This is a genomic window from Chryseobacterium sp. 2987, assembly GCF_031456375.1.
In the GTDB taxonomy this organism is placed as follows: domain Bacteria; phylum Bacteroidota; class Bacteroidia; order Flavobacteriales; family Weeksellaceae; genus Chryseobacterium; species Chryseobacterium vaccae.
In genome coordinates this window covers 96752-107470 of the sequence record NZ_JAVDUN010000004.1, presented here as the reverse complement: position 1 = coordinate 107470, position 10719 = coordinate 96752, and the positions used below count along the sequence as shown (strand labels likewise).

Sequence of the window (10719 nt, the reverse complement as noted above, 5' to 3'; positions counted from 1 at the left end):
ATTCGTAAAAATAATTAAAAAATGTTAACGGTAATCAGTTTGGTATTATTAACAGAAATTTAATGTAATTATTGTTGTATCCGTAAAAATGGGTCTAATTTTACAGTGTAAATTATTAAATATTAAATTTTACAATCATGAAAAAATTTTATTCGTTAGTTGCTACAGGATTATTGTCAGCAACTGTATTTGCACAAACTACTATTTATTCTGAAAGTATGGGATCGGGTACGGGGACATCTGATATTTCAGCAACCACTTTTCAGAACGGAAGCCCTGTTACTTATGATGGTACAGGAGATGTAAGATCTACAAACGTTTCAACTACCGGAGCATATACTCAGGCATCAGGAGGTGCCAATGTAATGATTAATGCCAATAATGAAACTTTTTTGATTTCAGGAATTAATACATCAAATTATCAGAATATTCAGCTTTACCTGGGTCAGAGAAAAGGTACTACAGCTGCCAATAATGAACTGAAAATAGAGGTAAGTGCAGATGGAATCAGCTGGACACTTCTTTCTTATTCCAGAGCTACGGGAAGTAATACTGCTAACTGGGTATACATTAATCCTACAGGAGCCATCCCGGCAACTTCAAACTTGAGAATCAGATTTACAGGAACCAACAGTACTGAATGGAGAATAGATGATGTGAGACTGACAGGAACAAGCGGATCTTTAGCAACAATAGACACTAAAAAAACTAAAAACGCGTTTGTAAAGAATACTTCTGTAAATCAGGAAATTTATTTCGGAGAAAAAGCAGAAGTTAAAATTTTCAATATGAATGGGCTATTAGTTAAGACAGCTTCTGTTGCTGAAAACGGATCTTTAAATGTAGATAATCTACAGAGCGGGATTTATTTGGTAACAGGAAATATTAATGGTAAAGCGGTTTCTGAAAAAATTATTAAAAAGTAACTTTAATTAATTGTTAAATATATACCATCATTTTTATAAAGTGATGGTTTTTTTGTACTTTTACAACCAATATTAAAACTTTATATAATGAAAAAAATCTTTACTGTTTTAGGAGTTGCGGCAAGTATTGTTGCATTTTCTCAAAATTTAGTTCAAAACCCAGGTTTTGAAAGCGGACTTAGTAACTGGACAGCAGGTACAGTAGCTACATACACTCTACCTACAGTTGAAACGGATGCCCCTTATCAGGGTGCGAACTATGCTAAATATGCTTCATCTGCAACTACCGGATTTTATCAGAATATCCCGATCAGTGCGAATACCCAATATACAGTAAGCTTCTGGTATAAATCATCAGGATCCGGAAACGGAGCAAGAATCTGGTCTTGTTTTCTAGATTCTGCAAATGCTCCAATATATTTGACAAGTGATGCTACAACGGATCCTCTGAGAAATAATAATGGCTATTTAGCTAAAGTAAGTACTTGGACACTTAAAACCCTAACATTTACTTCTCCTGCTGCTGCAACTCAGTTCCAATTACAAGTACGTGCTTATAACAATTCAGTGGCCAACTTTGATGAATTTTCTCTAGTACCTGCAGGATCTCTTGCTGTAGGTGAAGTGGCTCCTTCCAAGTACAGAATCATCAAAAACACTTTCGTTAAGAACGACGAAATCGCTTTCGGAGCAGATGTGAAAGACGTAAAAGTTTACAACATGTTCGGACAGGTAGTTAAAACTGCTTCTGTTAAAAACAACGAAGTATTAAACGTTGCTGAATTAGCAAAAGGAAACTACATCGTAACAGGAACTGTAAACAACGAACCAGTATCTCAGAAAATCTTAAAAGACTAATTTAAAATAGTTCTTTTGACCATATAGTTCCGGCCGTTTCGAAGAAACGGCCGGAATTTTTTTATAGCTGTTAATCATTAGAACTTTTTTAAGTAAAGTAAATCGAAAATATAGAGCGATTTTTATTATACGACTTCTATAACTTCCATCTTCCAACTTCAAGACTATATTAATACCAACCTCTCCTGGCTGCATTAATAATTGATCCCAGATTTAGAACCAGCGTATATCTGATCCTTTTTCCGTAATCTTTAAAAGAAGGTTCAAAACCTAATGAAGACTGTATCGGGAAATAAACCTCCAGGAAATCAGGAATCACCCGTACTTTGATGCCGCTGTCCCAGATAAACTGCGTAGGACGGTTTTTGTTTTTATACATTCCGGCATCTGCATACACATGAAATATTTTCCACACACTGGAATCTACATTGAAGGAGGTAATCCACTGGTTAACCGATCCCGGAATAAAAGATTTAAACCCTCCGTCGGCCAAAATAAACTGCTGTGAAAGAATACCGCTGTTAGCACTTTCTCCTAAAAGATTATAGGAAAAGGAATAATTAGATACTCTTGATATACCGTAATTGAACATATTGTTACGGGTATCATTTCTTACAAAATATCCGGCAAATAATCTTAAGCTCAACTTCTGTTTAGGAGCAAATTCCCACCTGTAAAAGCCTTCTGCAGTTATTTTATTGAAATCTTCCATTCCCTGGGCACTCAGGCTTAAGCTTTTTTCATGGATCATCTGGCTGTCACTGTATCCATATCCGAAGCTCCAGAGATTGTATTTACCATAATCCTGATTAGCGATCATTTTTGGACTGAGATCCCTTTCAAAATAATTGTACGAAATTCCTATGCTTCTGCTTACCGTACTTCTGGGATCTTTCCTGAAGCTGATACTGGAAAATAAAGACCCTTTTCTGTAGGCCAGTCCATAATCGTAATGGAAATAAGAACCGGAAACTCCAAAAGTAAGACTTCTGATAATACTTTCAGCAGGAAGGAAAGAGTAGGAGACAGCTCCGGAACCCGTAAGTTTTCCTGTGCCCGAACTGTACATTGGTGTTACTGAATATAAGAACTTCTGGTCAAAAAAAGACTGGTTTTTCAGGTTAATCCCAAACAGAAATTTATCATACGTGTTGTTGAAACGAACTCTCGGACTGACATATATTTCATTGTATTCCGGGTTTGGAATATCTTTGATCAGTTTGAGTTTAATTTTTTTAGTGTTGGAAAATAACCCTTTTGCATACAGGAAATTATCCCGGTATTTAGACTCTGGAAAAATATAACCACTGTTCAATGTTACTTTATGAATGTCATCTGAAGCAGGAAGTGTTATGTTTTTGATTCTTTCGTTTTCTTCTGTCTCAATCCAGTAAGCTTTCTTTTCACCTTCAGTGGTCTGGGTTTCCAGTTTTACGGGAATAGGAAGATCTGTATTTTTTCCAATTCTGATGTTGAAAAGGTCACCTTCTTTTTTTATGTTTTTAAGCCGGAAGTCAACTCTGTTTTTTTGTTTTAAAAATCCGGAAAGGTAACCGGACGTTTTATCCGTTTTGGTAAGTTCACTTAGAAAACCCTCAGGAGCAATCTTTTTCCCGGTATTCTGTAAAACATACTCTCTTAATACAGTATTGAACTGCTCATAACTCATTTTATCTGCTGTATAGCTGAAAAGACTTCCCGTTTCAAAACTACTGACCGCCATATCGTTGAAATTACTTAATGCAGAGAATTTTTCGTCGATCTTCTGATCCAGATTCTGGGACATGATGTATTGATAGGCTAATCCATATCGATCCAAAAGCTTAACGTTGGATGCATGGAATAATTTTAAAGGTTTAACTCCAAAAATTTTAGTTTCAGGAAGGGTTCCCAGAAGTTTCGTATCCTGATAAAATTTCTGCAGGTACTGAATCTCAAGATATGATTTTAAACCATTCTTGAACCAGTGGTCTTTTTCTTTGTCGGTGATGATTTTTTCATCAAGAATTTTTTTTGCAATGATCCCGAAATAATCAAGATCTGTTTTTTCAGCATCGGTAAAGAGTTGAAATCTGAAGTTCCAGAATGTAATATCGTTATTTCCGAAAAAATCTTCCTTAGATCTGAATTTTTCAGAAATAAAAAGACTTTGGGGCAGGGTGCCTATTTTTTCTTTAATGAATTTTAAATGAAGCGGCAGGTAAAACTCAAGGTTTTGTTTTTCCTCAGGTTTTAAAGGATATCCGAATTTGATCTCAGTATCTGCTCCATCTACATTGAGCCTCATAGAAGGAAGACCATTCTCCGAAACGATAAATTCCGGATCTGATTCCAGGTAACCTTTAAAGGAATTCATTTGAGGCTGTGGTAGATTTCCTTCAACGAAACTATTTGGTGGAAGGTCAAAATTGACAGTCCAGAAAGTATTGAAGCTTACAGATTCCTCAATGTCGTTATAGCTCCTTTTGGAAATATTGTCCGGATCAAAATGATCCGGAACAATAAAGAAATATTTTAATGCTGTATTTTTACCGTCTGTGCCATATCCCGTAAACTTCTTACTGGGAAGCTGCATCCGGTAGTGCAGCTGTAATGTAATGCTTTCACCAGGTTTTAATGCTTCTTTCAGAGGAAGAAAAATGCTTTCGTCTGAAATAGAGTTTACTGACAATGGCCGCTTTTCAGAAGTTGTGATATTGAGATCTAAAAGTCTGCCCAACTCTTCACTTTTAGCAAAATGAAGATCACTGTTCCGGTCTTCCAGTTTTCTGTAGACTAAAGCTGATTTTTGTTTGTTATAAGCTGAAACCCAATTCAGAAGCTTTACCGTGTGAAGATCTTTCTCGGAATGATTATAATAAACGACTTCCTGGTTTACTTCCAGTGTCTTTTTGTCGGCGGAAAGTTTGGCCTCAATATAAATGCTGTCTTTCTGTGCAGAAACCTGTACAATTCCACAAAACAAAATAAGGCAAATGCTGATCTTTTTCAATATCCTTTGATAAAGCCCAAATATAAACTTATTTTGAATATATTTTATAGGATTTTAACCCTGAATCTCTTTTTTTTGTAAAGAATTGATATAAGCATTCCAGCCTTCGTTTTTATAGGTAACCGCAGCTGCTTCTGGATTATCAGACTTATAAATACCTCTTCCTACGATAATGAAATCGGTATGAAGCATTTTGAAAACGTGCTCCGGAGTATTATACTGCTGGCCTTTTCCGTCTCCCGAGTCGGCAAGATTTACCCCCGGAGTAAATAATAAAAGATCTTCCGGAATCTGGTTTTGTGATACTCCACCAATTACATTAGGATGTGATAATGCTACTTTAAGGGCTTCTTCACGATATGCAGCAGTAGTTAAAGCTCCTTTGGAAGACATTCCAACAATGGCTACTACGCCTACATTCTTGAAACAATCTAAAGATTCAAAACCACCTATCACCTGGGAGGTCACAAAATCTGCCCAGTCTGTAATTTTGAAAACTCCGCTTGTAAACTGAAGCTCTTGGGTATTTCCAATATCAGCAAACTTGCGGTCTTCCATTAGAAGAAACTGATGTTTTGAAGCAAGCTCTTTTAAAGGAAGTATGGTTTTTTCGTAATCAAAATCTGAAATAATATCAATATGGGTTTTTAAAGCAATGATATGCGGACCTACTTTTTCAGCAAGATCCAAAAGTTCCTGAGTGGTTGTAACATCTGCCGAAGCAATCAGGTTGGATTGTTTAGCCAAGGCAGTTTCTAGTAACTTTTTTGAAACAGAATGCTGGGTCTGCTGTAGTTTCTGTTCATAAGAAGGTCTGATTTTTTCTTCAAACTGGATATGGTTTCCCTGAAGAAAATCCTGGATTCTAGCCACTTCTTCATCAGATAATTCTCCGGTTTCCTGAAGAATATCGCATACTTCCGAAATATTGAAAAGCGTATGTACTCTGTAACCTTTACTTTCCAGTAGTTGTTTTCCTCCCTGTTCTCTGTCCAGTACCACAACAATATCAGCTACCTTAAGATCTTCCTGCTCTACTTCAGCAATTGTTTCTACAAGCGATTTTCCGGAAGTGATGACATCTTCTACCAAAAGACAGTTCTGCCCTTTCTGGTAAATTCCTTCAATCAGTTTTTTTGTTCCGTAGCTCTTTGCTTCTTTTCTTTTAATGATTAATGGAATATAGCTTTCCAGTGACATGGCCGTAGCCATTGGAAGAGCAGCATAAGGAACTCCGCAGATCAGGTCAAAATTATCCAGAGGAAGCATTTCCAATAAATAATTAGCAAGATTTTTTAAAATTTTAGGGTCTGAAGCCAAAGGTCTGAGGTCTACATAAAACGGACTTTCGATACCACTTTTCAGGGTAAACCTTCCGAATTTAATGATGCCCAGCTTATAGCACTCTAAGAAGAATTCTTTTTTACTTTCCATTATTTTTTATTAGATACTGCAAATTTAAGGATTTGAAATAAGGCTTAAAAATTTATCACTGATTTGTCAACAAAAAACCATCCCGGAAGTGTTCGGAATGGTTCATATTTTCTTTGCTAATGCGATTATTTTACAATTTCTGCATCAATAACTTTTGTGCCTTTCAGCCTTTGTTCAGCTTCCCAAAGCAGGAATTTGTCCACTTCTTTAATCAGTTTTGGGATAGTGAGCGATAAAACGGCAATATCATCCATAACGCCCAGTACCGGAATGGCAAATTCAGGGAGAAGATCAATAGGGGAGATCACATATAAAAGTCCCAGTAAAGGCAGGATGATGTCAAGGGATTTCATGGGATAGATTCCTTTTCTCCACATTTTTACCATTCTGAAAATGTCAGGGATTTTTTTTACGAAACCTTTGTGGCTAATGGCTTCTTTTGCAAGATTCAATTTTGAATACTTCATTTTGTGTTTAGTTTTTAAATAAATTTTTTCAACGCTATAAAATTCGCAAATTTTGTACCAATTAATTATAAAATTTAGTTAAAAAAATTACTTGATAATGTTATCAATGAATTGATGCACAGTTTCCGTATTCCAATCTCTGTAAGCATCTTCTTTAATGATGATTCTTCCTGTTTTGTCCAAAAGGAACGTAGTAGGGAAAGCTTTGGGAAGAATCTTTTCAGAGATCGGGCTTTGCGCAATATATACGGGAACATTGTAATTGTTTTCTGCGAGGAATTTTTTTACAGCATCCTCTTTATCATTCATTGCGATGAGTACAAAATCTACATTTTCTTTTCGGGAATCATACAGCTTTTGAATAGAAGGCCATTCTTTTCTGCATGGAGGGCACCATGTTCCCCAGAAATTAAGAAAAACAGCTTTGTTTCTGAAGTTTTTAAGGTTGGTATCCGGAACATTCATTCCTTTCAGCTCAATATCATAATCTTCTTCACTTACATGCACTGCATTCTCAATGGTAGCCACCGGGAAAAACTGGTCTTTCAGGTAGCTTCTTACTCCCGGAATAAATACAATAACACCAATGATGACGATCAGTACGAGGTAAATAATATTCTTTTTCATAGGCCGATTTTTACCGTTATCTTTTGAATAAATTCTGTTACAATAATTCTAAAATTTCCTGAACAGCATCTTTACCTCTGTTTTTGGCATAATAAAGTTGAAGATCATTATAGAAATTATCCTTTGGATAGCCTTCAGGATCTGCTTTATATTTCATCAGAAGCTCATGTCCGTATTTTGGACGAGGCCCCCAGGAATTCTTTATATTAAAATCTTGATCCAGGATAATCACTTTAGGAATAGATTCTGTTCCATTGGTCAGAAACTGATTGATCAGACTTTTATCGCTGTCTCTTAGGAAAATTCTTACTTCATTATGCCCTTCAAAGAATTTAACAAGAGCCGGAACTGTGGCGCTGGCATCACCGCACCATGCTTCAGAAATAATCAGGATCTTTCCGTCAAAGTTTTTAGAAGCAAGTTCTTTCAGCTGATCTTCATCTGGAACATACTTTTTTAAAGTTCTGTCCATTCTCTGAAGTCCCAGTTCATAATATTGTTTATATTCGGCTTCCTGTTCGTTAGCAGGATTTTCCAGTCTTTCTCTTCCGATACGGATATACTCTTCAAAAGAGATCCCGTTGTCCCAGTAATTTTTCATTACTCCGTATTTTATATTAAAAATGATTGATATTTCTTGTTTTGTTGATCAGGAACAGGTCTGCCAGTACAAATGCGGCTAAGCTTTCCACAACAGGAACAGCTCTTGGAAGAACACAAGGATCATGACGCCCTTTTCCTTCCACGATAACCGGATTTCCGTCTTTATCCACACTTTCCTGAGGTCTTAAGATCGTAGCTACAGGCTTGAAGGCGACACGGAAATAAATATCCATACCATTGGAAATTCCACCCTGAATTCCACCTGAAAGGTTAGATTTTGTGGTAAAATCTGTATTGAAAGCATCATTATGTTCTTTTCCTGTCATTTTGGCACCGCAAAAACCGCTTCCATACTCAAATCCTTTGCAGGCATTGATGTTAAGCATCGCTTTTGCCAGTTCAGCCTGAAGCTTGGAAAATACAGGTTCACCAATTCCTACAGGAACATTTTTGATCACACAGGTAATGGTTCCGCCAATGGTGTTGCCTTCTTTTTTGATTTCTTTGATTCTTTCGATCATCTTTTCTGCTGTTTCAGCATCCGGGCAGCGTACTTCATTGCTTTCCGTTTTTGAAAAGTCTAAGGCCTGATAGGGCTTTTCACAGAAAATATCACCTACCGAAGAAACGTAAGCGTTGATTTCAATGTCTGATAAAAGCTGTTTAGCAAGTGCTCCGGCAACCACCCAATTGATGGTTTCTCTGGCTGAAGATTTTCCGCCTCCACGATAATCCCTTATTCCGAATTTCTGATCGTACGTGAAATCTGCATGACTTGGGCGGTATGCATTGGCGATATGATCATAGTCCTTTGATTTCTGATTTTCGTTTTCGATGATAAAACCGATAGGAGTTCCTGTTGTTTTCCCTTCGAAAATACCAGACAGGAATTTTACCGTATCACTTTCTTTTCTTTGGGTAACAATAGCGGACTGCCCGGGTTTTCTGCGGTCAAGCTCATACTGAACCTGATCGAGATCTACCGTTAAACCTGCCGGGAAATTATTGATAATGCCGCCATAGGCAGCGCCGTGACTTTCTCCAAATGTTGTAAGACTGAGAAGATTACCTAATGTATTGAACATGATACAAAATTACCTATTTTTCTTCAGATAATAAAGTTTCTGCATTAGTTCTGTTTATCAGTGTTTTTGATAGTATGAATAACCTTTTCTGCTTCTTTCTTTTCTTTGGGGGACAGTTTTTTCCAGATGAATCCCTTTTTTATATTTTTTTCATCTATACACTGTGGGAAAATTCCTGAATGTACATCGTCTGAAAGGAAACTTTCTGAAATCGCAGGAAGAGGAGTGTCAAAATTAAAAGGATAGTTTTCGGAAATATTAAACCTTAAGTTTCCTACTTCAAATGTATTGTATTTTTTATACTGATAGACAGAAGGTTTATACAATTGCTCTTTTTTAAATCCAGCCATAAAACTTCCGGGTCTGAAACTAGGAATGTACTGTTGGATAAAAGAGGGAAGTGTGAGAATGAACATCAAAATCAGGCTGCCGGCTGCAAAGATAAATACTGATCTTTTCTTGTTAAAATACTGAAACAGTACTACGAAAAATATTACAAAAAATACATCAATAAAAAAGCGGTACTGAGCGGAAAAAAGTAAAACAAATATGCTTTTTATCAGCAGTGACAGGCAGATTATGGTGATAATCCTTTTCTTTTTAAAGAAAGCAAAAGCGGTAAACAGGATAAGGCTTATGATAAAAAGAAGGTTGATCTTTGATTTAATCCCTTTTAAGGTGAGCCAGTTTTTAACGTGATCCCTAAAAGTAAACTTCTGAATTTCTTCATAGGAGTACTGCATATCAAATGTTTTTTGAATGGCATATTGTGAAGAAGTATTCAATATATCAGGATTAGGTTTCCATCCTATTCCAAGATCTGCAATAGCAACAGGGAAAACCGGGTAGCCGAATGTCCATATGTTTTTAATAAAAAATAACAGGAGTATTGAAAACCCAAAGATCAGACTGCTGAATTTAGTTTTAAGGGTAAAAACAGTAAAGAAGAAAGTCAGGATCGGAAGCCATATCATGGTGGGTTTTATCGCAAAAACAAAAGCTGAAAAGGCAAAAAGAAGATTGGACTTTTTATTTCCGGTCAGTATTTCATTCAGAATAATTAAGGAGAGGGTGATCACAGGAAGATCCGGAGATGGTGATTGTGAAAAAAGAAGCAATATTGGTAGAAAGCATAATTGTATCCAGCTTTTTCTCTCAAAAATATACATTACATATATGATAAGAAGAAGAGCATTAATTCTTAAAAACGGATCTGAGAAGCCAGAAAATCCAGCCTGGAAAATATGCCATACCGACATTTGTCCCAAGGTAAGATCCAGATTGGAAATACCTTTTACCAGACCATATTCTGTAAGCCATTGTATTGTAGGGACATAATATCCGAAATGATCCAATATATAAGGATAGAAAGAACTACAATACAGGATAATCATTGAAATACCTGCTATCAGGGTAATGTCTTTTTTTGAAAAATAATAAAAATACTGATATAATTTATTCCTGAAAAAAAAGAAAAGACCTGTCAATATAACGGGGATTTCTATATATATATTAATAGGAATAAAAAAAGCTAAAATGGTCCAGATGAGACTTAATCCTAATATTCCGGACAATATATTTGCTGAAATGCCTTCATACAGCGATCCGAAAAAAGATCCTGTGATCTTCCCCCAGCCTGCCAGAACCGGGATGATAAGAATACAGGAAAAGAGAAGTAGGACCATAAAAAAAGATTGCTTAAAAATAAGCAATCTTTACATGTTATC

At 36.2% G+C, this 10719-nt stretch carries 9 protein-coding genes; 2 read left to right on the top strand and 7 right to left on the bottom strand.

The annotated features are described in order from the left end of the window. Positions 1 to 137 precede the first annotated feature (137 nt). The gene (locus J2Y40_RS13220; protein ID WP_153395464.1) at positions 138 to 926 is read left to right on the top strand and encodes a T9SS type A sorting domain-containing protein; all 789 of its coding nucleotides are present in this window, start codon (positions 138 to 140) and stop codon (positions 924 to 926) included. Positions 927 to 1013: 87 nt separating this feature from the next. Continuing rightward, positions 1014 to 1784 (top strand): T9SS type A sorting domain-containing protein, encoded by a 771-nt coding sequence (locus J2Y40_RS13215; RefSeq protein ID WP_153395462.1) that lies wholly within the window; start codon positions 1014 to 1016, stop codon positions 1782 to 1784. A gap of 169 nt (positions 1785 to 1953) precedes the next feature. On the opposite strand, the gene J2Y40_RS13210 is transcribed toward J2Y40_RS13215, so the two are convergent. The 7 genes from J2Y40_RS13210 to J2Y40_RS13180 all read right to left on the bottom strand — a co-directional run bounded on the left by J2Y40_RS13210 (position 1954) and on the right by J2Y40_RS13180 (position 10677). Beyond that, the gene (locus J2Y40_RS13210; protein ID WP_231128674.1) at positions 1954 to 4776 is read right to left on the bottom strand and encodes an aminopeptidase; all 2823 of its coding nucleotides are present in this window, start codon (positions 4774 to 4776) and stop codon (positions 1954 to 1956) included. Positions 4777 to 4830: 54 nt separating this feature from the next. Continuing rightward, the gene (pyrF, locus tag J2Y40_RS13205; protein ID WP_153395460.1) at positions 4831 to 6210 is read right to left on the bottom strand and encodes an orotidine-5'-phosphate decarboxylase; all 1380 of its coding nucleotides are present in this window, start codon (positions 6208 to 6210) and stop codon (positions 4831 to 4833) included. A gap of 125 nt (positions 6211 to 6335) precedes the next feature. Beyond that, positions 6336 to 6677, bottom strand: coding sequence for a YkvA family protein (locus J2Y40_RS13200; protein WP_062697924.1), 342 nt, complete (start codon positions 6675 to 6677; stop codon positions 6336 to 6338). Positions 6678 to 6764: 87 nt separating this feature from the next. Further along, positions 6765 to 7304, bottom strand: a complete 540-nt coding sequence (locus J2Y40_RS13195) for a TlpA disulfide reductase family protein (protein WP_153395458.1) — start codon at positions 7302 to 7304, stop codon at positions 6765 to 6767. A gap of 37 nt (positions 7305 to 7341) precedes the next feature. Then, the gene (locus tag J2Y40_RS13190; protein ID WP_153395456.1) at positions 7342 to 7905 is read right to left on the bottom strand and encodes a thioredoxin family protein; all 564 of its coding nucleotides are present in this window, start codon (positions 7903 to 7905) and stop codon (positions 7342 to 7344) included. Positions 7906 to 7921: 16 nt separating this feature from the next. Continuing rightward, the gene (gene aroC / locus J2Y40_RS13185; RefSeq protein WP_153395454.1) at positions 7922 to 8992 is read right to left on the bottom strand and encodes a chorismate synthase; all 1071 of its coding nucleotides are present in this window, start codon (positions 8990 to 8992) and stop codon (positions 7922 to 7924) included. 44 nt (positions 8993 to 9036) lie between these two features. Continuing rightward, on the bottom strand, positions 9037 to 10677 hold the full coding sequence (locus J2Y40_RS13180; protein ID WP_153395452.1) for an LIC_10190 family membrane protein: 1641 nt from the start codon (positions 10675 to 10677) through the stop codon (positions 9037 to 9039). Between the last annotated feature and the right edge of the window lie 42 nt (positions 10678 to 10719).

Coding starts and splice junctions, on each gene's coding strand:
- J2Y40_RS13215 (WP_153395462.1), top strand. CDS start 1,014: ATGAAAAAAATCTTTACTGTTTTAGGAGTTGCGGCAAGTATTGTTGCA.
- aroC (WP_153395454.1), bottom strand. CDS start 8,992: ATGTTCAATACATTAGGTAATCTTCTCAGTCTTACAACATTTGGAGAA.
- J2Y40_RS13200 (WP_062697924.1), bottom strand. CDS start 6,677: ATGAAGTATTCAAAATTGAATCTTGCAAAAGAAGCCATTAGCCACAAA.
- pyrF (WP_153395460.1), bottom strand. CDS start 6,210: ATGGAAAGTAAAAAAGAATTCTTCTTAGAGTGCTATAAGCTGGGCATC.
- J2Y40_RS13180 (WP_153395452.1), bottom strand. CDS start 10,677: ATGGTCCTACTTCTCTTTTCCTGTATTCTTATCATCCCGGTTCTGGCA.
- J2Y40_RS13220 (WP_153395464.1), top strand. CDS start 138: ATGAAAAAATTTTATTCGTTAGTTGCTACAGGATTATTGTCAGCAACT.
- J2Y40_RS13195 (WP_153395458.1), bottom strand. CDS start 7,304: ATGAAAAAGAATATTATTTACCTCGTACTGATCGTCATCATTGGTGTT.
- J2Y40_RS13190 (WP_153395456.1), bottom strand. CDS start 7,905: ATGAAAAATTACTGGGACAACGGGATCTCTTTTGAAGAGTATATCCGT.